General features: G+C 72.8%; 23 protein-coding genes. 16 read left to right on the forward strand and 7 right to left on the reverse strand.

Features of this window, described 5'->3' with window-relative positions:
• Positions 1–3 precede the first annotated feature (3 nt).
• From phnL to phnN, 4 genes are read left to right on the forward strand one after another with little or no spacing between them, the layout of a single operon-like run.
• Positions 4–774 carry a phosphonate C-P lyase system protein PhnL gene (phnL, locus tag ABD161_RS08835; RefSeq protein ID WP_344001636.1) on the forward strand — a complete coding sequence of 257 codons (771 nt, stop codon included), beginning with the start codon at positions 4–6 and terminating at the stop codon, positions 772–774.
• Positions 771–1,442: a DUF1045 domain-containing protein gene (locus ABD161_RS08840; protein WP_344001639.1), complete on the forward strand. Its 672-nt coding sequence runs from the start codon at positions 771–773 to the stop codon at positions 1,440–1,442. Before phnL ends, ABD161_RS08840 begins: the two co-directional genes overlap by 4 nt.
• The gene (locus ABD161_RS08845) at positions 1,439–2,611 is read left to right on the forward strand and encodes an alpha-D-ribose 1-methylphosphonate 5-triphosphate diphosphatase (protein ID WP_344001641.1); all 1,173 of its coding nucleotides are present in this window, start codon (positions 1,439–1,441) and stop codon (positions 2,609–2,611) included. Before ABD161_RS08840 ends, ABD161_RS08845 begins: the two co-directional genes overlap by 4 nt.
• Complete coding sequence (gene phnN / locus ABD161_RS08850; protein WP_344001643.1) at positions 2,608–3,165, forward strand: phosphonate metabolism protein/1,5-bisphosphokinase (PRPP-forming) PhnN; 558 nt, start codon at positions 2,608–2,610, stop codon at positions 3,163–3,165. The genes ABD161_RS08845 and phnN overlap by 4 nt, the downstream gene beginning before the upstream one ends.
• Before the next feature lie 14 nt (positions 3,166–3,179).
• Here the strand turns inward: phnN and ABD161_RS08855 are convergent, their stop codons facing one another.
• Positions 3,180–4,298 carry a flavin-containing monooxygenase gene (locus ABD161_RS08855; protein WP_344001645.1) on the reverse strand — a complete coding sequence of 373 codons (1,119 nt, stop codon included), beginning with the start codon at positions 4,296–4,298 and terminating at the stop codon, positions 3,180–3,182.
• Between the two features lie 59 nt (positions 4,299–4,357).
• On the reverse strand, positions 4,358–4,936 hold the full coding sequence (locus ABD161_RS08860; protein WP_342335311.1) for a ribonuclease H family protein: 579 nt from the start codon (positions 4,934–4,936) through the stop codon (positions 4,358–4,360).
• Between the two features lie 109 nt (positions 4,937–5,045).
• Between ABD161_RS08860 and ABD161_RS08865 the strand changes: the two genes are divergently transcribed.
• From ABD161_RS08865 to ABD161_RS08905, 9 genes are all read left to right on the forward strand, one after another.
• On the forward strand, positions 5,046–5,477 hold the full coding sequence (locus ABD161_RS08865) for a hypothetical protein (RefSeq protein ID WP_344001648.1): 432 nt from the start codon (positions 5,046–5,048) through the stop codon (positions 5,475–5,477).
• A gap of 265 nt (positions 5,478–5,742) precedes the next feature.
• Positions 5,743–6,168 carry a flavin reductase family protein gene (locus ABD161_RS08870; protein WP_344001650.1) on the forward strand — a complete coding sequence of 142 codons (426 nt, stop codon included), beginning with the start codon at positions 5,743–5,745 and terminating at the stop codon, positions 6,166–6,168.
• 5 nt (positions 6,169–6,173) lie between these two features.
• Positions 6,174–7,007, forward strand: a complete 834-nt coding sequence (locus ABD161_RS08875; protein ID WP_344001899.1) for an ABC transporter ATP-binding protein — start codon at positions 6,174–6,176, stop codon at positions 7,005–7,007.
• 11 nt (positions 7,008–7,018) lie between these two features.
• Positions 7,019–7,873 (forward strand): ABC transporter permease, encoded by an 855-nt coding sequence (locus ABD161_RS08880; RefSeq protein ID WP_344001652.1) that lies wholly within the window; start codon positions 7,019–7,021, stop codon positions 7,871–7,873.
• Positions 7,874–8,025: 152 nt separating this feature from the next.
• Positions 8,026–9,135, forward strand: a complete 1,110-nt coding sequence (locus ABD161_RS08885) for an ABC transporter substrate-binding protein (RefSeq protein WP_344001654.1) — start codon at positions 8,026–8,028, stop codon at positions 9,133–9,135.
• A 46-nt stretch (positions 9,136–9,181) separates the two neighbouring features.
• Complete coding sequence (locus ABD161_RS08890; protein ID WP_344001656.1) at positions 9,182–10,249, forward strand: LLM class flavin-dependent oxidoreductase; 1,068 nt, start codon at positions 9,182–9,184, stop codon at positions 10,247–10,249.
• On the forward strand, positions 10,246–10,932 hold the full coding sequence (locus ABD161_RS08895; RefSeq protein WP_344001658.1) for a cysteine hydrolase family protein: 687 nt from the start codon (positions 10,246–10,248) through the stop codon (positions 10,930–10,932). The genes ABD161_RS08890 and ABD161_RS08895 overlap by 4 nt, the downstream gene beginning before the upstream one ends.
• Complete coding sequence (locus ABD161_RS08900) at positions 10,929–12,263, forward strand: NtaA/DmoA family FMN-dependent monooxygenase (RefSeq protein ID WP_344001660.1); 1,335 nt, start codon at positions 10,929–10,931, stop codon at positions 12,261–12,263. Before ABD161_RS08895 ends, ABD161_RS08900 begins: the two co-directional genes overlap by 4 nt.
• A gap of 8 nt (positions 12,264–12,271) precedes the next feature.
• Positions 12,272–13,474, forward strand: coding sequence for an MFS transporter (locus ABD161_RS08905; RefSeq protein ID WP_344001662.1), 1,203 nt, complete (start codon positions 12,272–12,274; stop codon positions 13,472–13,474).
• Positions 13,475–13,478: 4 nt separating this feature from the next.
• Here ABD161_RS08905 and ABD161_RS08910 read toward each other — a convergent pair whose 3' ends face one another.
• From ABD161_RS08910 to ABD161_RS08920, 3 genes are read right to left on the reverse strand one after another with little or no spacing between them, the layout of a single operon-like run.
• Complete coding sequence (locus ABD161_RS08910; RefSeq protein WP_344001663.1) at positions 13,479–14,342, reverse strand: DUF72 domain-containing protein; 864 nt, start codon at positions 14,340–14,342, stop codon at positions 13,479–13,481.
• The gene (locus ABD161_RS08915; protein WP_344001665.1) at positions 14,339–15,478 is read right to left on the reverse strand and encodes a baeRF2 domain-containing protein; all 1,140 of its coding nucleotides are present in this window, start codon (positions 15,476–15,478) and stop codon (positions 14,339–14,341) included. Before ABD161_RS08915 ends, ABD161_RS08910 begins: the two co-directional genes overlap by 4 nt.
• Complete coding sequence (locus ABD161_RS08920; RefSeq protein WP_135112781.1) at positions 15,471–15,719, reverse strand: hypothetical protein; 249 nt, start codon at positions 15,717–15,719, stop codon at positions 15,471–15,473. Before ABD161_RS08920 ends, ABD161_RS08915 begins: the two co-directional genes overlap by 8 nt.
• Positions 15,720–15,795: 76 nt before the next feature.
• Between ABD161_RS08920 and pepN the strand changes: the two genes are divergently transcribed.
• From pepN to ABD161_RS08935, 3 genes are all read left to right on the forward strand, one after another.
• The gene (gene pepN / locus ABD161_RS08925; protein ID WP_344001667.1) at positions 15,796–18,288 is read left to right on the forward strand and encodes an aminopeptidase N; all 2,493 of its coding nucleotides are present in this window, start codon (positions 15,796–15,798) and stop codon (positions 18,286–18,288) included.
• A gap of 88 nt (positions 18,289–18,376) precedes the next feature.
• Positions 18,377–19,132: an ABC transporter ATP-binding protein gene (locus tag ABD161_RS08930; protein WP_344001669.1), complete on the forward strand. Its 756-nt coding sequence runs from the start codon at positions 18,377–18,379 to the stop codon at positions 19,130–19,132.
• Complete coding sequence (locus ABD161_RS08935; RefSeq protein ID WP_344001671.1) at positions 19,129–20,499, forward strand: permease; 1,371 nt, start codon at positions 19,129–19,131, stop codon at positions 20,497–20,499. The genes ABD161_RS08930 and ABD161_RS08935 overlap by 4 nt, the downstream gene beginning before the upstream one ends.
• A 120-nt stretch (positions 20,500–20,619) precedes the next feature.
• On the opposite strand, the gene ABD161_RS08940 is transcribed toward ABD161_RS08935, so the two are convergent.
• Positions 20,620–21,369, reverse strand: coding sequence for a FadR/GntR family transcriptional regulator (locus ABD161_RS08940; protein WP_344001673.1), 750 nt, complete (start codon positions 21,367–21,369; stop codon positions 20,620–20,622).
• Between the two features lie 5 nt (positions 21,370–21,374).
• Positions 21,375–22,163, reverse strand: coding sequence for a 3-oxoacyl-ACP reductase (locus tag ABD161_RS08945; RefSeq protein ID WP_344001675.1), 789 nt, complete (start codon positions 22,161–22,163; stop codon positions 21,375–21,377).
• Positions 22,164–22,177 lie beyond the last annotated feature (14 nt).

The following is a 22,177-nucleotide window of genomic DNA, read 5'->3' on the forward strand; positions in this document are numbered from 1 at the left end:
CACATGACTGCGACTTCGACCGACCTCCGCCCCGAGGCGGCGGCGACCCTGCCCGAGGGGGCCATCCTCAGCGTGCAGGACGTGGACAAGACCTTCACGCTGCACCTGCAGGGCCGCCAGCGCATCCCCGTGCTGGCGGGACTCACCTTCGACGTGCCCCGCGGATCCTGCGTGGTGCTCGGAGGAGAGTCCGGCGCCGGCAAGAGCACCGTGATGAAGATGGTGTACGGCTCGTACGGTGCGGGCCGCGGGCGGATCCTGCTCGACCGCGGGACCGCCGAGCGCCCGGGCGCGGTGCTGGATCTGGCCACCGCGCAGCCCCGCGAGGTGCTGGCGGCCCGGCGCGAGACGATGGGCTACGTGAGCCAGTTCCTGCGGGCCGTGCCCCGCGTCCCCGCCCTGGATGTCGTGGCCGAGCCGCTCGTCGAACGGGGCACCGCCCGCGAGACCGCGCGCGAGAAGGCGGGGGAGATGCTCGAGCGCCTCTCGATCCCCGAGCGCCTGTGGACGCTGCCGCCCGCGACCTTCTCGGGCGGCGAGCAGCAGCGGGTGAACATCGCCCGCGGTTTCCTCGCCGTGCGGCCGCTGCTGCTGCTCGACGAGCCGACCGCGTCGCTCGACGCTCGCAACCGCGCGGTCGTCATCGACCTGATCCGCGAGCGCCTCGATCGGGGCGTGGGCATGCTCGCCATCTTCCACGACCACGACGTGCGCGACGCCGTGAGCGACGCGATCGTCGACGTGCGCGCCTTCACCCCCGGCGGCGCCGCATGACCCGCTACGCGGTCTACGCGCTGCCCGGGGCGCTCGGCGCGGCCGACGCGCCGGCCGGCACGGCGCTGCGGGCGGCGGGCGAGGGCTGGTACTCCCGCGCGGAGTTCGCCGACCTGACCACCGACCCCCGCCGGTACGGGTTCCACGGCACGCTCAAGGCGCCCTTCCGCCTGGCACCCGGGCGCACCGAGGACGAGCTGCGGGCGGCGGCCGACGCCTTCGCCGCCGGTCGCTCCGAGGCCGTGATCCGCGCCCCGCGGGTGGCCGCGCTGGGCGGGTTCCGCGCCCTCATCGCGACCGGCGACGAGGGCGACCTCGCGGCGCTCGCCGCCGACGCGGTGCGGGGGTTCGAGCCGTTCCGGGCCCCGCTGAGCGACGCGGACATCGCGCGCCGCGACCCCGCGCGCCTGACGTCGCGGCAGCGGGAGCTGTTCGCGCAGTACGGCTACCCGTACGTGCTCGACGAGTTCCGCTTCCACCTGACCCTGACCGATCCCGTCCCGGACGACCGCGCCGGCGAGGTCGACCGGGCGCTGTCCGCCCACTTCGCCGACCTCGTCGGCGTCGACGTCCCGCTGCGCGCCGTCGCGCTGTTCGTCGAAGCGGCCCCGGGTGCCCCCTTCGAGATCCTCTCCGTCCATCCCTTCTCCGAGGAGACCTCCGCATGAGCAACGAGACCGTCTTCACCAACGCCCGGATCGTGCTGCGCGACGAGGTGGTCCATGGATCCGTGCGCGTCGCCGACGGCATGATCGCCGACATCTCGTCGACCCCGACGACGACGGGCGAGGACCTGCACGGCGACTTCCTGATGCCGGGAATCGTCGAGGTGCACACCGACCAGGTCGAGGCCCACTTCCAGCCGCGACCGAAGCGCTACTGGGACCCGATCCCGGCCGTCATCGCCCACGACGCGCAGATGGCGGCGTCCGGGATGACGACCGTGCTCGACGCGCTGCGCATCGGCACGGGCCCGACCGACGGCAACAACATGGCGCGCAACGCGCGCACGCTGGTCGACGCCGTGGTGCACGCCGCCGACTCGGGCCTGCTGCGCGCCGACCACTTCGTGCACCTGCGCTGCGAGGTGTCCACACCGGATGTCGTGGACGTGTTCGATCAGGTGGGCCTCCACGAGCGCGTGCGCATGGTGTCGCTCATGGACCACACCCCGGGCCAGCGTCAGTACGCCGACGTCGAGGCCTTCCGCACGTACATGGTCGGCAAGGGGCGCCTGACCAACGACGAGTTCGACGCCCACGTCGTCGAGCTGCACCGGCTGTCGGCCGCGTACGCCGACCCGCACCGCCGTCAGATGGCCGAGCGTGCGACCGCCCGCGGGATCACCATGGCCGCGCACGACGACGCCACGCAGGCGCACGTCGACGAGAGCACGGCGCTGGGCGTCGGCATCTCGGAGTTCCCGACCACGGTCGACGCCGCCCGCGCCGCCCGTGCGGCGGGGCAGCTCGTGGTGATGGGCGCGCCGAACATCGTGCGCGGCGGATCGCACTCCGGCAACGTGGCGGCGTCCGAGCTGCTGGCGGAGGGGCTGCTCGACATCCTCTCCAGCGACTACGTGCCGGCGAGCCCGTTGCAGGCCGCCTTCCTGCTGTTCGCGCGGGGAGACCTCACCCTGCCCGCCGCCTCGCGGCTGATCAGCGCGAACCCCGCGAAGGCCGTCGGCCTGGACGACCGGGGATCCATCACGATCGGCACCCGCGGCGACCTCATCCGGGTGCACGCCTACGACGAGGCACCGTCCGAGCAGCACCCGCTCGGCGTGCCGGTGCCGATCGTCCGTGCCGTCTGGCGCGAGGGAGCGCGGGTCGCATGACCGGGGCGTTCGTCGCCGTGGTCGGGCCATCCGGGTCCGGGAAGGACGCGGTGCTCGACTGGGCGCGCACGCGGCTCGCCGGCTCACGGTTCCTGTTCCCGCGGCGCGTGATCACCCGCCCGTCGGGGCCGGGGGAGGAGCACGTGCCGGTGGCGCCGGAGGCCTTCGCCGCCGCCGAGGCGGCCGGTCGGTTCGCGCTGACCTGGCGCGCGCACGGCCTCGCGTACGGCGTCCCGGCGTCGGTGTCCGAGGCGATCGCCGACGGGTGGGTGGTGGTCGCCAACGTGTCGCGCGAGGTGCTGCCGGCGCTCGAGGACGTCTTCGGCCGCGCGCACACGGTGCGGATCACGGTGTCCGACGAGGTGCGCCGCGCCCGCATCGCCGCGCGGGGCCGCGAGAACTCCGCCGACGCGCAGGCGCGGCTCGATCGCCCCGACCCGGCGCCCGGGTTCCCGGTCGACCTCGAGATCGTCAACGACGGGACGCTCGAGGACGCCGGGTCCCTGCTAGTCGACTTCCTGAGGGGCGTGGAGGCGCGCACCCTCGCGCGCTGAGCGGCCGCACGCGCTCAGACGGCGATGTCGTCCTCGACGGCGCCCTCGTCGAGGTATCGCACGAGCGAGGCCACGGCGGCCCGCCCCGCGCGGTTGGCGCCGACGGTCGACTGCGACGGCCCGAAGCCGATGAGGTGCACGCGCGGCTCGCCGGCGACCTGCGTGCCGCGCATCGTGATGCCGCCGAGCTCGTTGCGCAGGTACAGCGGATCGAGGTGGCTCAGATCGGCGCGGAAGCCGGTCGCCCAGAGGATCGCGTCGAGCGGAGTGAAGGATCCGTCGGCCTCGCGCACCCCGTCCGGCTCGATGCGGGTGAACATGGGCCGTCGCACGAGCGCACCGCGGTCCCGCGCCCGACGCGCGGCGGGGCTCCAGCCGAGCCCGGTGTAGCCCACAACGCTGCCGGTCGGGCGGCCCGCCTCGACATCGGCGGTGACCTTGTCGATGGTGCTGCGGCCGGTCGTCTCGGGGTCGAACTCGCCCTCGATGAACACGGGCTCCCGGCGGGTGTACCAGTGGGTCTCGGCCACGCGCGAGATCTCCTCGAGCTGCTGCACGGCGGAGATCCCGCCGCCGACGATGGCGACGCGTTGGCCGGCGAAGTCCTCGAGCCGGCCGTACTCGCGGGTGTGCAGCCGCCGCCCCCGGAATGTCTCCGCCCCGGGGTAGCTCGGGCGGACCGGGTTCCCCCAGGTGCCCGTCGCGTTGATGATCGCGCGGGCGCGCCACGGCCCGCGATCCGTCGCGACGATCAGCTCGCCCTGCTCGTCGTCGTCCGCGTAGTCGACCGACAGCACCCGCACCGGCCGCAGGATCGCGGGGTCGTAGCGATCCTCGAAGTCCGCGAAGTAGCGCGGGACGGCCGTGCTGCTCGCCTCGTGCGCGTCCATCTCGGGCTGCGCGAGGCCCGGGAGGTCGAAGATCCGGTTGAGGCTGCCGACGGTGAGCGACGGCCACCGGTGCTGCCAGGCGCCGCCCGGGGCGGGATTCGCGTCGAGCACCACATACGACCGCGCCGCAGTGGGGGAGGTGAGGGCACTCGTGAAGCCCGCGCGCTGCAGATGGAACGCGGCCGACAGGCCCGCCTGCCCGGCGCCGACAACCACGACGGTGGCGGTGCGGGGTGTGGTCATGCTGAGATCAACCGCCCGCGCCCGCGCGGCATTCCGGCGAGCGCGGGCGTCCGCACGGGCTACTTCTTCTTGCGGACCCGATCCTGGGCGCTCCTGGGCGGGTCGACCGTGACGTCAAGCGGCGGGTGGGCGCCCCCGCGCGACTCCCAGAAGCCCTCGACGCCCTTGGCCGCATGGGTCGCCGCGCGCACGCAGCGCTCGTCGGCCCAGCTGTTCAGGCGGTGCCCGGCGTGACCGCGCACGTGCTCGAGCACCACATCCGGCAGGCCGGCCGCGCGGCGGGCGTCGCGGGCCTCGATGAGGGCCTCGAGGATGTCGACGTTCTTCACCGGCTGCTTGGCCGAGGTCTTCCAGCCGCGGCGCTTGTGGCCGTCCATCCACGACCCGTAGGTGTTGATGGCGTACATCGAGTCGGCCTGGATCGTGAGGTGCGTCACGTGGGCGTTGTCGCGGATGCCGCGCAGCAGCGCCGTGAGCTCGCCGATGTTGTTCGTGCCGGCGGGGATCGCGCCCGCCGCCCACTGCCCGTCCTCGCCGACCCACGCCCAGCCGGTGGGGCCGGGGTTGCCCTGGCAGGCGCCGTCGGTGGCGATCACATAGGAATCCGAGGCGGAGGCGTCGCGGGGAGTTTCAGGCACCCGTCAACGGTAACCGCGTCGCGCCCCCGGCCCGGGCCGGATGGCCCGCAACTCCGTAACGAGCAGGAAACAGCGGCTCGCGTAGTCTCGCGCCAGACGAGGAGGCGGCATGCGCGACATCCGGATGCAGCGGGGCGGCGGACGATTCACCCTGGGCACCCCCGAGCAGCGCATGCTGGGCGCGCTGTCGGCCACTCTCGGCGTCGCGCTCGAGCCGGCGATGCTGATCCTGGACGGCGAGACCCGCCTCGAGATCGAGGGCGCGGCGCCCGACGCGAGCGTGGTGTGCCAGATCGTCGCCAACCAGGGGACGTTCACCTCTCAGCACCGCAACCGCGTGCACGCGAACCTCTACAAGCTCGCCTGGCTCGCCACGTCGGTGTTCCCGGATGCGCGAGCCGTTCTGGCCGTCAGCCCGACGACCGCGCAGGCGTTCACCCCGACCGGATGGGCGACGCTGGCCGCCCGCGACCTGGGTGTCGAGGTCTTCACGGTCGCGGACGACCTCGCCGTCGCGCCGGTCCCCGGCACCGTCCGCTGACGCCGCCGCCGACACCGCCGCCGATACCGAGGGATTTCACGGGCGCGAAACACGGCGGCCCGTCCCGGGAAACACGGCGCTCGTAATCTGACGGCAGATGGACCTCCGCGGGGCAAGCGCACGAAAGTGATTCGCCCCGCACGCTCTCCACTCAGCAGCCCTGGATCGAGCCTGTGGAGGACCCGTGTCGTTTATCCCCGCCCCACCCGTGAGCGCCGCCGAGCGCCCCACGTCGCCGGACCCGCTGCGGCGGACGCTCGGCCACATGGCCACGTCGGTGACGATCGTGACCACCACGCACGACGGGACCCCGCACGGGTTCACCGCGAACAGCTTCGCGGCCGTGTCGCGCAACCCGCCCCTCGTGACGGTCTTCCTCGACGAGTCGGCCGAGTGCTACCCGGTGTTCGAGGTCGCGGAGCACGTCGCGATCAACGTGCTCGCCGACGGCCAGGACCACCTCGCCCGGGCCTTCGCCACTCGGGGCGCGGACAAGTTCGCCATCGCCGACGTCGACGAGGCGCACCACGCGCCGATCCTCCGCGATGCGATGGCGACCATCCTCGGGGCCATCCAGGAGCGCTACGTGGTGGGCGACCACCTGATGCTGCTGATCGCCGTCGACGACGTGCACTACCGCGATCGCGAGCCCCTAGTGTACCACAACCGCGTCTTCAGAAAGCTGGTGTGACCCGCATGGATACCCCGACCTCAGCCATCTCCGTCCGCGGTGCCCGCAAGGTGTACGGCGCGTCGCCGAACGCGCTGGTCGCGCTCGACGGCGTCGACCTCGAGATCCCCGCGGGCCGCTTCGTCAGCGTGATCGGACCCTCCGGATGCGGCAAGTCGACGCTCCTGCGCCTGATCGGCAGCCTGGAGCAGCCGGACGGGGGCGACGTCGAGGTGTTCGGCGTCTCGCCCGAGGCCGCGTGCGCCGCGAAGCTCGTCGGCTTCGTGCCGCAGACGCCCGCCCTGCTGCCCTGGCTGAACGTGCTGCAGAACGTAACTCTGCCGCACCGGATCAACCGGGGTGCCGAGCGCCGCCGACCCGTCGCCTCCGGAGCCTCCGCCGGCCCCGCGCCGGATCTCGAGCAGCTGCTGCGCGACGTCGGTCTCGGCGGCGCCCTTCACAAGCTGCCCGCCCAGCTGTCGGGCGGGATGCAGCAGCGCACCGCGATCGTCCGGGCGCTGGGGCTGCGGCCCGAGGTCCTGCTCATGGACGAGCCGTTCTCGGCGCTGGACGAGTTCACCCGCGAGGTGCTGCAGGAGCAGCTGCTCGACCTCTGGGACGAGATCAAGACCACCGTCGTGTTCGTGACGCACTCGGTCACCGAGGCCGTGCGGCTCTCGGACACCGTGGTGGTGATGGCACCGCGGCCGGGCCGGATCGTCGACGTGATCGACATCGGCCTGCCCCGCCCGCGCAGCGCGCGCCAGATCAAGACCCCCGAGTTCCACGCGTACGAGGACCTCATCCGCGACCGGCTGCAGTCGGCGTGGCAGTCTCGCGACCTCTCCACCGCCGCCTGAGGAGCACCGTCATGACCGCACTCGATGCCCCCACCGGTCTCGCCGAGACCCCCGCCCCATCCGCGCGCATCGCCGAGCCCCCGGCCGCGCGCACCCTGCCGGCGTCGCTGCGCCCGAGCCGCTGGCTGCCGATCGTCCTGATGATCCTGACGCTCGCCGCCCTGTGGCAGATCACCGCTCAGGGGATGCCCTACCTTCTGCCGCCGCTGCAGGCGATCGCGGAGACCCTCATCGGGAACCCGGCCTACTACCTCGAGAACGCGTGGATCACCCTGCAGGAGGCCCTGATCGGGCTGGCGATCGCCTTCGTCGGCTCGTCGATCCTCGCGGTCGCGATCAGCGAGGTCGCGGTGCTGCGCCGCGCGATCATGCCGATCGCCGTGGTGCTGAACGTGACGCCGCTGGTCGCCATCGCCCCCGCGCTGGTCGTCGCGTTCGGGTTCGGCCCCGAGCCGAAGCTGATCGTGACCGCGATCATCTGCTTCTTCCCGATCCTGATCAACGTGTCCGTGGGCCTGCGCTCCGTCCCCACGGCGGTGCTGCAGTTCTACAAGACGATCCACGCGTCGCGCGCCGAGATGCTCTGGCACGTGCGCGTTCCGAGCGCCCTGCCGTACCTGTTCGCCGCGCTGAAGATCGTCTTCCCGCTGTCGATCGTCGGCGCGGTCGTCGCCGAGATGTTCGCCCCCGGCGCCTCCGAGGGGCTCGGCACCGCGATCGGCCTGGCGAGCTCGAACAACAAGCTGCCCGTCATCTACGCGTCGATCTTCATGCTCGCGCTGATGGGCGCCGCCCTGCTCGGACTCATCACCGCCGTCGAGCGGCGGGCGCTGCGCTGGCACGAGACGCACGCCGACGGCGCCTGACCCCACGCCGGTTCCGCGCCCGATCCGTCCGCCCGAAACCCCGCCCGATCCGCCCGCCCGTCCCGCCCGGGGCGTCGCGTCGGCACCCCCTTGTCTCCGGCACCCGCCGGCCCCGCACAGCACCCCCACCCGATGCACCAGACAGGAGTCCCATGGCCCTCCCCACCGCCCTCCGCGCCCCCGCGGCCGCGATCGCCATCGCCATCGCCGCGGCCGCCGCACTCTCCGCCTGCTCCGCCCAGGCCCCGGCGGATGCCCCCGCCGCCGCCGAACCGGGAGGCGAGGCGGCGATCTCCGACGACCGCTGCGCCCTCAACCGCGACGCGGGCACCGTCACCTACCTGACCGGCTACCAGTACCAGGCATCCGCCTCGATCCTCGAGATCCTCGCGGCCGAGGAGCTCGGCTACTTCGACGCCCTCTGCATCGACCTCGAGATCCAGCCCGGCACCGGCGACACCGGACAGAACACTCAGCTCGTCGCGAGCGATCAGGTGCAGTTCACGTCGGTGAGCCAGCAGAACCTGCTGCAGGCCCAGGACACCGGGATCGACATCCGCGGCATCTCGTCGTACTCCAACGTGGGGCTGGAGGTGCTGATGACCGGAACCGACATCACCGACCTCACGCAGCTCGACGGCACGATCCTCGGTCACAAGGGCGACCTGCCGCCGGCCGTGCACGCCATGCTCGACAACGCCGGAGTCGACGTCGGCAGCCTGCAGCAGGTGGTCGTCGGATATGACCCGAGCGTTCTGCCGAGGGGCCAGGTGCAGTCGCTGACCGGCTTCATCTCGAACGAGCCCAACCTGCTCGAGGCCGCGGGCGAGGAGGTCACGGTCTGGCGGCCGTACGACCTCGATGTGCCGTCGTCGCTCGGTGCGCTCACGGTCAACCCGGCGTTCGCGCAGGACCACCCGACCGTCGTCGAGGACTTCCTGCGGGCGTCGTTCCACGCCTTCGAGCACTGCGAGGACAACGGCGAGGAATGCGTCGGATATGCCGCCGACCTCTCCGGCGAGGGCTACGACGCCGCGCACAACCTGAAGATCTGGGAGACCGAGGTCGGCATCATCCGCGACACCCAGACCGGCGACCTGGGGGCCATCGACCTCGACAACGTCGCCGCGATCGCGACGATGCTCGACGACTACGCCCTGCTGGAGACCCCTCTGACGCCGGCCGAGGCGCAGGCCTTCTTCCTGCCCGACGTCGTCCCGGCGATCTACGACGGCGGCGAGCTGGTGTGGCCGGCGCCCTGATCCCGGACCGCCGCCCCCACGACACGACTACCTGAAGGAGCATCACATGGACACCAAGGAATACGGCGTCTTCCTGCCCAACGCCGCCGGCGGTTGGATGATCTCGTCGACGGCGCCCTACCCGCCGGCGAGCTACGACTACAACCGTCGCACGGCCCGGCTCGCCGAGGACATCGGCCTGGACTTCGTGATGGCGATGGCGAAGTGGCGGGGCTTCGGCGGACCGACCGATCACTGGGGCGAGACGCTCGAGTCGATGACGATGATGGCGGGGCTCGCCGAGGCGACCGAGCGCGTCAAGATCTGGTCCACCGTGCACGCCAACATGCAGAACCCCGCGTTCGCGGCGAAGGTGTTCACGACGCTGCAGCAGATCGCCGGCGGCCGCGCCGGGATGAACATCGTCAACGGCGCGTACGCCGAGGAGTTCGAGCAGATGGGGGTCTGGGACCCGGATCTCAGCCACGACGCGCGCTATCGGATGACGGAGGAGTGGACCCAGGCCGTGCTGCGGCTGTGGTCCGAGCCCTCCGTGACGATGAACGGCGAGTTCTTCACCCTCACCGACTGCGAGTCGCGGCCGCACCCGGATCCGCGCCCGACGATCATCAGCGCCGGCCGATCCGACAGCGGACGGGCCTTCCAGGCGGCATACGCGGACGGGGCATTCCTCGGGGCCGACAGCCTGGAGGACATGCGCGACCTGTCACGCGATGTGCACGAGCGGGCGGCGGCCCTCGGCCGCTCGGTGCGGACCTACTCGATGCTCACGATCGTGCAGGACGAGACCGACGCCGCCGCCGAGGCCCGGGCCGCCCGCTACGGCGAGGGCATCGACCGCGTCGCGCTGAGCAACATGCGCCGCTCGTGGGGCTGGGACGCCCAGCGCGCCCTCGCCTGGGCGCAGGACGCGAAGGGGGAGGAGGCGTTCCAGACGCCGTACGTGACCGGCACCGCCGAGACGATCTCCGAGCGCATCCTCACGGTCCTCGACACCGCCGAGCTCGACGGGCTGATGCTGATCTTCCCCGACTACCTCGAGGACATGCCCGCGTTCGGCGAGGGCGTCCTTCCCGCGCTGCGGGCGCACGAGAACGCCGAGCTCGTCTCGTGAGCGCGCTGCGGGAACGCCAGCTCGCGACCCTCGCCCGCGAGCGCCCGGCCCTGGTCGTCGTCGACGTCCAGCGCTCCTTCGGCGATCCGGAGATGCTGGGCGGTCACGGGCTGGACGCGGCGGCCCAGGCGTCGGTCGCCGCGGCGGTCGAGCGCTGCGCCGTACTCGTCGCGGACGCCCGTGCCCTGGGCGTGCCGGTCTACTGGGTGGAGCTCGGCACCGTCACCCCGTGGCGGGCGAGCCAGTGGCTGCGCGACGGCGACCTCGACGCCCCGCTCGGCGACGACGAGCCCTGCGTCGTCGGCACCCCCGGCGCCGAGTGGTACGGCGTGCAGCCGCTCGCGGGCGAGGCGCGCGTGCGGAAGACGGGTTACAGCGGCTTCCTGCACACCGACCTCGCCGCCCGCCTGCGGGTGGACGGGATCGGATGGGTCGCGGTTGTGGGGCTCACCACGGAGTGCTGCATCCAGGCGACCGCGACCGATGCGATCCAGCTCGGCTGGCCGGTCTACATCCCCGATGACGCGACGGCCGCGTACGACGTCCCGCTGCACGCGGCCGCTCTGGAGCAGCTGGCCCTCAACGTCGCCGTGATCGGGTCGAGCAGCGAGCTCTCGGGCCTGTGGGCCGGATCCGCCCTCGCGGCGGACCTCGTCCCGGCCGGGGCGGGGGCCGGCGCATGAGCGGCATGCACATCGCCTTCGACCTGTCCTTCACCCACACGGAGGGACGCTGGGCGCGCCCCGGGTCCTGGGTCGGCCGCACGTTCCCCGACGTGCGGATGTTCCAGGAGATCGCCGTCACCGCCGAGCGCGCGGGGGTCGAGATGCTCTTCTTCGGCGACGGCAGCGGCATCCCGGACACCTGGCGCGGATCCATCGATCCTGCGGTGGAATGGGGGATCCAGTGGCCGCGTCAGGACATGAGCCCCTTCATCGCGGCGATGGCGGCGGTGACCGAGCGGATCGGCTTCGGCCTGACGTACTCGTCGACGTTCATGCACCCGTTCTACGTCGCGCGGCTGCTCAACTCGCTCGATCACGTCACGGGCGGCCGCATCGCGTTCAACGTCGTCGCCTCGACGCGCACCGCCGACGCGGCCAACTACGGCTTCGACGAGCTGCTCGAGCACGACCTGCGGTACGAGCGCATGGAGGAGTTCGTCGACGTGTGCCGGGCCCTGTGGGACTCGGTGCCGCCGGAGGCGATCGTGATGGATCGCGACACGGGACGATTCGCGGATCCCGCGCTGATCGCGCCCATCGACCATCGTGGCCGGTTCTTCCAGGTCAAGGGGCCCTTGAGCACCATGCCGAGCCCGCAGGGCCACCCGGTGCTCGTGCAGGCGGGGGCGTCGCCGCGCGGCATCTCGGCGTCGGCCCGGTTCGCCGATGTCGTCTTCGGCTTCGGCGGCGCGCTGGCGGGGCAGCAGCGCCATCGCCGGGCTCTCGACGATGCGCTGCGCGCCGAGGGGCGCGACCCCGACGGCGTGGGCATCCTGTGGGCCACGCAGGTCATCGTGGGCCGCACCGCCGAGGAGGCCGCCGGACGCCGGGCCGACGTTCTGCGGTTCTGGAACGAGGACGCGGTGGGCGCCTACATCTCCCACAACGCCGGCTTCGACTTCTCGGAGGTGCCGGCGAGTTTCGCGATCGGCGAGCTGCTCGAGTGGATCCGCGCGGCGCAGGCCAGCCCGATGGGCTTCGTCGGCGCGCTGGTCGCCGAGCACGGCGAGCATCACCAGATGACGCGCGCCGAGCTCTTCGAGCACGGCTGGCGCAGCGCCAAGGGGCTGGATCACACGCTCTGCGGTGCACCGGAGGAGATCGCCGATCGTCTGCAGCAGAACTTCCTCGACACAGGATCGCGGGGCGGCTACATGTTCACCACGCCGCTGGCGACGCCCTCCGGGCTCGACGACATCGCCGAGCTGCTGGTCCCGGAGCTGCGACGTCGGGGAGCGCTCGCCGAGCAGGGCGGCGCCCGCACCCTGCGCGAGACCCTGAGCACCTGAGCCCGGTCGTGGGGGAGCGTGCAAGGCGTTCGGCGGATCGCGGTGCCGAGCAGACGATCCTGCTGTGCGCGATGATCGGCGCGGCCCAGATCACCTGGGGGGCGGTGGTCCCCGCCCTGCCGCTCTACGTGGCGGGGGTGCACGCGCCCGTCGCCGTGCTGGGGCCGCTGCTCGCCGCGTTCGCGATCGGGCGGGTGCTCGGCAACGTGCCCGCGGGGCTGCTGCTGCGGCGGTGGGACCCGCGGGCGATGCTCTGGGTCAGCCTGAGCGCACTCGCCCTCGTCACGATCGCCACGGCGTTCGCGAGCGACCTCTCGGTGGTGTTCGGGCTGCGCCTCGTCGCCGGGATCCTGGGCGGCGCGGCCGTCACGGTGGGCTTCGCCGTGGTGCTCGCCGGCGCCCCCGACGACCGTCGGGGCCGTGTCGTCTCGATCGCCACCGTGGTGCAGATGGGGGCGGGGGCGGTGGGCGCCCTCCTCGGGGGCGCGGCGGTCTCCGCCGCGGGGCCCCGTGCGGCGTTCGTCGTCGGCGCCCTGCCCGTTGTGCTTGTCCTCACCTGGGAGCTCGTGCGCCCCGCCCGCGGGTACTGGGCGGCGCTGCGCGGCGACGGGATCGCTGCCGCGCCCGCCTCCCCTCCCGCCCGGGGCGGGAGCCCGTCCGGCCTGCTCGCCGCCCTGGCGGCCGTCTCGTTCGCCCTGTTCTTCGCACGGTTCGCCGCCGAGCAGGGGCTGATCCCGGTGCTCGCGTACGACAGCGCCTCACTCGATCCGCTGGGCCTCGGCGCCGCGCTCGCCGCGGGAACCGTGCTCAGCATGGCCGCGCTCCCGCTGGTCGGTCGGATCGTCGACCGCGGCGCGCGCCTGGCGGTGCTGCTGCCCGCGACCGCCGCCTCCGCGCTGGTGCTCATCGCGTTCGGCCTGCTCTCGGAGCCGGGGGCGTTCGCGGCGTCGGTCGTCGCCTACGGGGTGGCCACGAGCATGGCGAACGTCGTCCCCGGTGTGGTGACCGCCGAGGCGTTCCCGGGGCGACGCGCGGGTGGCGCCGTCGGTCTCACCCGCACGGCGGGCGACGTCGGCGCCGCCGTCGGGCCGCTCCTGGTGTTCTGGCTGGCCGACCTGGCGACACCGGCCGTCGCGCTCGCCGCCGTCGCCGTGGTGCTCGTGGTCGCGGTGGCCGCCTTCGTTCTCGTGCTGCCGCGCCGGACGGCGTGAGGAATCAGGGGATCGCCGCGCCGGCCAGCCGCGCCTCGAGCGCGACCGCATCGTGCGGCGCGCGCCCCCGCCCGTCGTTGTCGAAGTAGACGTACACGTCGCGGGGCCGGCCGTCGGGGCAGCCGGATCCGTCGCGCCAGGCCGTGATGCGCGCCGCCCAGTCGTCGAGCTCCTCGTCGGTGTACCCGCTCAGATACAGCTCGCGCGAGCCGTGCAGGCGCACGTAGACGTGATCCGAGGCCGTCACCTCGTCGAACCGGGGGAAGGTGCCCGCGGTGTCGGCCACGGTCAGCGACACGTCATGCTCGCGCAGCAGCTCCGCGAGCGCCGGATCGGCGAAGCTGTCGGAGCGCGGCTCGATCGAATGCCGGATCGGCAGATCCTCGTCCTCCACGAGCCAGGTGCGCCCCTCGAGGCGCTTGTCGTGCCCCCGGGCGATGTCCAGGGCCTCGCCCGTGGTACGCGGAAGGGAGGCGAGGAAGGGCCCGAGCACCTCCGGCTCGAACGGCAGCCGGGCGGGAAGCTGCCACAGGACGGGGCCGAGCTTGCGCCGCAGGGCGAGAGGGCCGGAGGCGAAGAAGTTCGCGAGGGCGGTGCCCGAGCTGCGAAGCCGCAGCATGTGCGTGATGTAGCGCGGAGCCTTCACGGCGAACAGGAAGTCGTCGGGCACGCTCTCGCGCCATCGCACGTAGCTCGACGGGCGCTGCAGCGAGTAGAACGAGCCGTTGATCTCGGCGCTCGACATGTGCTCGCCGATGTACTCGAGCTCGCGCCGCTGCACGAGGCCGCGCGGATAGAAGTCGCCTCGCCAGCTCGGATACCGCCAGCCGGAGACTCCGATCCACACGCGGCCTCGTGGCGGGGTCATCCGCCGTCCGCCCACCTCAGCGCCGCGATCGGCTCGGCCGCCGGGCGGTCGTCCCGTGCCTCGCCCTCGGCGAGCTCCTCCTCGGCGATCAGCACCCGTGCGCCGCTCAGGACCGCGGCGCGGGCGAGCGCCTCGGCCGCGGGGAGGTAGCCGAGCGATCCGGCGGGGAGCTCGTCGAGCTCGGTGCGCGCGACCCAGGGTTCCGCGTCGAGGGCCGCGAGGGAATCGCCGTCCTCGCCCGCGTCCGCGAGCCGGGCGTCGAGCACAAGCGTGTCGACGCGCGCCTGCTGCAGCGCGTCGATCACCTCGCCGACACCGCGTGCTCCCGCCGCGCCATCCCGTTCGGCCGCGCGGCGGCGCGCGTCGTCGATGTCGCTCCGGATCGCCGCGCTCACCGCCTCCGTGACGGCCTCATCGAGCGCATCGTCGTCCGATCCCTCGGCCTTGGTGTGCACGTCGACCTCGAGCACGAGCTCGCGCGACGCGGCGCCCAGGCGCTCAAGAAGCAGCTGCCGTGCGCGCACATCGCCCGCGACCACAACAAACCGGGGCCGGTGCTCGCGTACGAGCCGGTCGGCGTTCTCGGCGACCTCGGCCTGGTTGTGCTCCCAGATGTCCTCCGAGTGGTTCTGGTACCGGCGGTGCGACCATCCGCCCGCCTGCACCTTGTTGAGGCTGTCGGTGCGGCCCTCGATCTCCTGGCTTGCGCTGCTCTCGCCGCGATGCGCCTCGCGCAGGCTCAGCCGTGCGCCCTCGCGCGCGGTCTCCACCAGGAGGTACGGGACCGCCCCCGCGCGGTGGCGCAGCAGGGGCAGGATCCGCGGCGCGGGGCCGTGCGCCAGCACCTCGGCGCCGATCCGCTGCCCGATGAACGCCTCGTCGAGAACGACCGTGCCCTCGCGCACGAGCAGGTAGCGCGTCGACGGACTGGGGAGGCCGTCGCCCGCGGCGAGTGCGGAGCCGACGGAGCGCACATCCTCCTCGGGCGCTCCCGCCTCGCCGAGCGGGTCCGTCACCGCGCGCACCCGCGCCTCCTCCTCGTGCTGCGGGCGCTCGCCGCGTCCGTCTGTCAGCACCGTCGTCCAGGGGCCGGGCTGTCGCAGCAGCTCGGCGAGATCGTGGTTCGCGTCAGTCATCCTCCGCTCCCTCCTCGCTCTCGGCCGGATCCGCGTCGCCACCGGCGACCTCGGGGCCGTCGCGCCGGAACGCCGTCTCGACCTCCGCCTCGTCGGTGTCGTCGGGAAGCGGCTCGGTCTCGCGGAACGGCTCGGCGTGCGGCGCACCCGGTGCGCCCTGCACCATGCCGCGGCTCTCCTGCTCGAGCTGGTCGTCCACGTGTGGTCCGTGCTTCGCGTTGCCTCGCTGGGCGTCGCTCATGTTGCTTCTCCCTTCTGCGTTCCACGACCGTAGGTCGCGTGACGGATCGGCTGCACGGGCTTGACATGATTGACGGATGACCTCCGCCAACGCCGCCGCCAACCTGACCCGCGAGGAGACGGCCGCCCGCGCCGCCGCGATCTCGCTCCGCGCCGCCCGCGTCGAACTCGACCTGTCGGGGGCGCCGGATCCGTCGCGCAGCGGCTTCCCGACGATCGCCACCCTGTCGTTCGATGCGACCGCGGAGGCGACCTGGATCGACTTCATCGGCGAGGCGGTGCTGCGCGTTGTCGTGAACGGCACGGAGCGCGACTTCGACTGGGATGGTGCCCGCATCCGGATCGCCGGGCTCGCGCCGGGAGCGAACGAGGTCGGCGTCGAGGCGGTCGCCGCGTACAGCCGGTCGGGCGAGGGGATGCACCGGTTCGTCGATCCGGTCGACGGCGAGACCTACCTGTACACGCAGTACGAGCCTGCCGACGCCCGCCGGGTGATGCCGTGCTTCGAGCAGCCGGACATGAAGGCGCGGTACACGTTCGCGATCACCGCCCCGGCCGGATGGCACGTCCTGTCGAACCAGGCCCCCGTCCGCACGGCGCCGGCGGGGGAGGCGCAGCGCGTCGAGTTCGCGCCGACGCTGCCCATCTCGAGCTACATCACCGCCGTCGCCGCCGGGCCGTACCACCGCGTCACGGACGAGTGGATGAAGGGCGATCAGCGGGTGCCGCTCGGTGCCTACTGCCGTTCCTCGCTGGCGCAGCACTTCGACGCCGACGAGATCCTCGGCCTCACCAAGCAGGGCCTCGACTTCTTCGACGACGCGTTCGGCTTCCCATACCCGTGGTCGACGTACGACCAGATCTTCGTGCCCGAGTACAACCTCGGCGCCATGGAGAACCCCGGCCTCGTGACCTTCACCGAGGCGTACGTCTTCCGCGGTGCGGCGACCGATGCGCAGCGCGAGGCACGGGCGAACACCATCCTTCACGAGATGGCGCACATGTGGTTCGGCGACCTGGTGACGATGCGCTGGTGGGACGACCTCTGGCTCAAGGAGTCTTTCGCCGATTACATGGGCTCCCACGCCTCGGCAGCCGCCACCCGGTTCACCGACGCGTGGGTGTTCTTCGCCGCGCGCCGCAAGGTGTGGGCGTACCAGCAGGATCAGCTCTCGACGACGCACCCGATCGTCGCCGACATCCCCGACCTCGAGGCCGCGAAGCTCAACTTCGACGGGATCACCTACGCGAAGGGCGCGTCGGTGCTCAAGCAGCTCGTCGCGTACGTCGGTGAGGACGCGTTCTTCGAGGGAGCCCGCCGCTACTTCCGTGAGCACGCCTACGGCAACACGACCCTCGACGACCTGCTCCTGCAGCTCGAGGCGGCATCCGGGCGCGACCTGCGGTCCTGGTCCCGGGCCTGGCTCGAGACCACCGGGATGTCGACGATCGCGTACGACCGGACGGGCGGCGTCCTGTCGCAGACGGATCCGCGCCCGCACCGTCTCGCGATCGGCTGCTACGCCCTCGCGGACGGCCGGCTGCAGCGCACCGATCTGGTGGAGGTGGATCTGCTCGAGGCGACGGCGCCGGTCTCGCTGCCGGACGCCGACCTGATCCTGATCAACGACCGCGACCTCACCTACGCGAAGGCGCGGCTCGACGAGTGCTCGCTGGCGGCGGTGGAGGAGGCGCTGTCGACGCTCGACGACCCGCTCGCGCGCGGCCTGATCTGGGCCTCCCTCTGGGACGCCACGCGCGATGGCGAGCTGCCGGCGCGTCGGTACCTCTCGATCGTGCGCCGCCACGCCCCGGCAGAGGCCCACGTCGGCCTCCTGACCGCCGCCACCGGCAACGCGGCGTTCGCGATCAGCCACTACGTGCCGCGGGACGCGCGCGCCGAGGAGCGTCGGGCCTGGCTCGACACCGCATGGGAGCAGGCGGACACCGCTCCCGCGGGAAGCGGTGCGCAGCTGGCCTGGGCGCGGGCCCTGTCGGGCGCCGCCGCCTTCGACGACACCCGCGCCACGGAGCTGCGGGAGATCCTCGACGGCGCGCGCCCCGGTCCCGAGGGGCTGCCGTTGGACGCCGACCTGCGCTGGTCGTGGCTCACCGCACTCGCCGCCACCGGCCACGCGGGCGAGGCCGAGGCCGCGGCCGAGCTCGCCCGCGACGACACGGCGACGGGACGGACCGCCTGGATCAGGGTGCTCGCCGCCCGCCCGGAGGCGGACGTGCGTGCGGCCGCCTGGGAGTCGGCCTGGCACGATCGCTCGCTCACGAACGACCACCTCGACGCGACGATCGCCGGCTTCCGCACAGGCGACAGCCGCCCCCTGATCGCCCGCTTCGACGAGGAGTACTTCAGCCGCATCCGCGAGGCGTGGGCGGAGCGCAGCATCGAGATCGCGCGCCGCCTGGTGACCGGGCTGTTCCCGTCGTCGGACACGCTCGACCTGGTCGACGGGTGGCTCGCGGCGAACGCCGACGCCCCGGCGTCGCTCCGCCGGCTTGTGCTCGAGCAGCGCGACCACCTGGCGCGCGACCTCCGGGTGCGCGCGGGGAAGTAGGCGGCCGGGGCGGATCTACATCCGCAGGATGACCCGGGTCCATACCCCGGCGGACGCGCCAGAACCGGGCGGTGACGAGGCTTGAGTCATGACCTCGACACCTCTGACCTCGACACCCGTCACATCCACACCATCGATCCTGACCGGCTCCGACCTCGTCAAGACGTACGGGACGACGCGTGCCCTCGGCGGCGTGAGCCTCGACGTGCGCGCGGGCGAGGCGGTCGCGATCATGGGCGCCTCGGGCTCGGGGAAGACGACGCTCCTGCACGTGCTTGCGGGCATCCTCCCTCCCGACGCGGGAACCGTGGCGCTCAACGGGCGCACCGGGCCCATCCGGATCGACGGGCTGGGGGAGCGCGAGCGCTCTCGCCTGCGCCGCGAGGAGTTCGGCTTCGTGTTCCAGCAGGGGCTGCTGATCCCCGAGCTCACGGCGGTCGAGAACGTCGCGCTGCCGCTGCTGCTCACGGGACACGCGCGCGGTCCGGCCGAGGCCCACGCGGCGCAGTGGCTCGCCGCGCTGGGGCTCGCCGGCATGGAGCAGCGCCGTATCGGGCAGCTGTCGGGCGGCCAGGCGCAGCGCGTCGCGATCGCCCGCGCCCAGGCGACCGGTGCGCGCATCCTCTTCGCCGACGAGCCCACCGGCGCGCTCGACTCCGCGACCTCCGCCGAGGTGATGACCGCGCTGCTCGAGTCGACCCTGAGCCGCGGCAACGCGCTCGTCGTCGTGACCCACGACCCGCAGGTCGCCGCGCGCTGCACGCGGGTGATCCGGATGCAGGACGGCCTGATCACCGGCGAGACCGTCGCGGCGCAGGCTTCCGGCACCGAGGTCGCACGATGAGCGTCGTCGCCCCCGCCCCGCTCGCCCCCGCATCCGGGCGCGCGCCGGTGGCGCGCCTCACCTGGATGCTCGGCCGGCCCAGCGCGCAGAGCGCCGCGGCCCTCGCGCTGCCGGCCGTCGCCTTCGCCGTCACCACCGCGCTGATGCTCGTTGTGCTCGGCGGCGTGCTGATGTTCTGGCGCTGGGACGTCATGGCGCAGCCCGACGCTCCCGTCTACCAGCTGCTCAGCGTCATCGCGCTCGCGGTGCTCGTCATCCCGCTGCTCTCGCTCGGTGGAGCGGCCGCGCGGCTGTCGGCGCGTCGCCGCGACGACCGCCTGGCGACGCTGCGCCTGCTCGGCGCGTCGACCCCGACCGTCGGCGCCATCACCGTGCTCGAGTCGACCGCCGTCGCGGTCGCCGGCGCGCTCGCGGGGGTGGTGCTGTACGCGCTGCTGATGCCGCTCGTCGGCCTCGTCTCGTTCGGCGGCGCCCCCATCGGCGGCGCGTCACTGTGGACGGGAATCCCCGCCATCGCCGCGGTCGTCCTCGGCGTGGCGCTGCTCGCCGCGATCAGCGCGGCGATCGGCCTGCGTCAGGTGGTGCTGTCGCCGCTCGGCGTGCGGGCACGCACCGACGCGCCCAAGCTCCACTGGCTGCGCGTCCCCATCGCCGTCGTCGTGATCGCGGCGGGCTTCGTCGCGCTGAATGTGCCGGCGCTGGCACCGGGGGCGGCCTTCGCCTTCGTGATCGCCGCCGTGTTCGGCGCGGGAATGGCGGTGCTGAACCTGCTCGGGCCCTGGGCGATCGGCGTCTTCGCGAAGATCCAGGCCCGGCGCGCGACGACGGCGGCGCGGCTCGTCGCCGCCCGCACGGTGCTCGAGTCGCCGAAGGCCGCGTGGCGGCAGGTCGGCGGCGTGGCGATGACGTCGTTCGTCGCCGTCATCGCGGGCGCCGGCACGGCGATGGTCGCCGACGCGCAGGATGCCGTGGTGCTGATGCGGGACGTCCAGACCGGCGTGCTGCTGACGCTCGTCGTCTCCTTCGCGATGGTGGCGTGCTCGGTCGGCGTCAACCAGGCCGCGGCGATCCTCGACCGCCGGGCGCTTCACGTCGCGCTCGACCGGATCGGCATGCCGATCGAGGTCATGGAGTCCGCGCGCACCCACGCCACGATGGCGCCGCTGCTGTTCACGGTCGTCGTGTCGGTGCTCGCGGGCGGCGTGCTCGTGTTCCCCCTCGTCGGGATCGCGATGATCGTCGCGCCCCTGTCGCTCGGCGTGATCGCCGCGTGCTTCGCGGTCGGCATCGTGCTGGTGTGGGCGGCGCTGCGCGCGACGCGTCCGGTGCTGCTCCGCGTGCTCGCGGAGCCGGAGCGCGCGGAGTGATGCCGGAGGTCCGGATCCCGCGCGCACGCCGGATCCGGACCAGCCGAATCGAGGAGATCCGGTCTCCCGAGGAGATTCCCGCGCGGATCCTCCTCTGTCGGCCGGATCTCCTCGGTCCGCTCAGCCGAAGAAGCCGCGGAGCAGTGCCTCGGAGCCGTCGATGTGCTCGGCCATCGCGCGTGCGGCCTCGTCGGGCTTGCCGCGCAGGATCGCCGACACGATCGCCTCGTGCTGCTCGTTCGAGTGCGCGATGTTCGGGCCGAGGATCGGGATCCGGTCGAGCAGCTCGTTCACGCGCATGCGCGAGTCGGCCATGAGGGTGACGACCTGCGGCGCACCGAGCAGCTCGGCGAGCAGCAGGTGCAGCCGCGAGTCGGCCATGCGGTAGCCCGCCTGGTCGGCGTCGCGGCAGGCCTCGAAGGCCTGCCACAGTCGGTCGCGATCGAACGCGCTGAGGTCGCGCAGTGCGAGCCGCCGGGCCACGCCGACCTCCAGCACCGCACGCACGGCCAGCACTTCGTCCACCGCGTCGGCCGTCGGGCCGTCGTCCTCGACGGGCCGCCCCTCGGCGCCGAGCGGGGTGCGCGGCGGATGCTCGGCGATGAACGTGCCTCCCGTGCGGCCGCGCCGCACGACCACGTATCCGGCGTCTGCCAGGGCTGCCAGGGCGTCACGCAGCGTGTCGCGGCTGACGTCGAGCAGTGTCGCGAGCTCCCGCTCCGGCGGCAGTCGTGTACCCGGCGTCGCAAGCCCGAGCCGGATCGTCTGCAGCAGCCGCTGCACCGTCTCCTCGAACGCGTTCGCGGTGCGCAGCGGCCGCAACAGCAGCTCGGAGCTCAGCAGCTCCGCGTCGTCGGCGGTGTCGGGCATCCGGATCAGAGCGGCGTCACGTAGGCCGACGAGATGCCGCCGTCGACGAGGAAGGTCGAGCCCGTGATGAAGCTCGCGTCGTCCGACGCGAGGAACGCCACGGCCGCGGCGAGCTCGCCTGGCTCGGCGAAGCGCCCTACGGGGATGTGGATGAGCCGGCGCTGCGCGCGCTCGGGATCCTTCGCGAACAGCTCCTGCAGCAGGGGCGTGTTCACCGGCCCTGGACAGAGGGCGTTCACCCGGATGCCCTGACGCGCGAACTGCACGCCAAGCTCGCGCGACATCGCGAGCACACCGCCCTTCGAGGCCGTGTAGGAGATCTGCGACGTGGCCGATCCCAGCACCGCCACGAACGAGGCGGTGTTGATGATGGATCCGCGCTGCTGCGACACCATGTGACGCAGCGCCGCGCGCGAGCACAGGTACACCGACTTGAGGTTCACATCCTGCACGCGCTCCCACGCCGGCAGCTCGGTGATCTCGATCGAGTCGTCGTCGGCGGGGGAGATGCCCGCGTTGTTGAAGGCGATGTCGACCGCTCCGAGTTCCGCCGCGGCGGTGTCGAACAGGTTGTCGACGGCGTCCTTGTCGGTCACGTCGACCTTCACGAAAAGGCCGTCGACCGCCTGCGCGGCCGTCTCTCCGGCGGTGGGATCCACGTCGCCGATCACGACCTTGGCGCCCTCGGCGGCGAGGCGGTGGGCGGTGGCGAGGCCGATGCCCGACGCCCCGCCGGTGATGACGGCGACGCGGTCGCGCAGGCGCTGGGTGAGATCGATGGGGGTCACGCTCATGGGACTGCTTTCTG

The sequence above is a fragment of the Microbacterium paludicola genome, from assembly GCF_039529675.1.
In the GTDB taxonomy this organism is placed as follows: Bacteria; Actinomycetota; Actinomycetes; order Actinomycetales; family Microbacteriaceae; genus Microbacterium; species Microbacterium paludicola.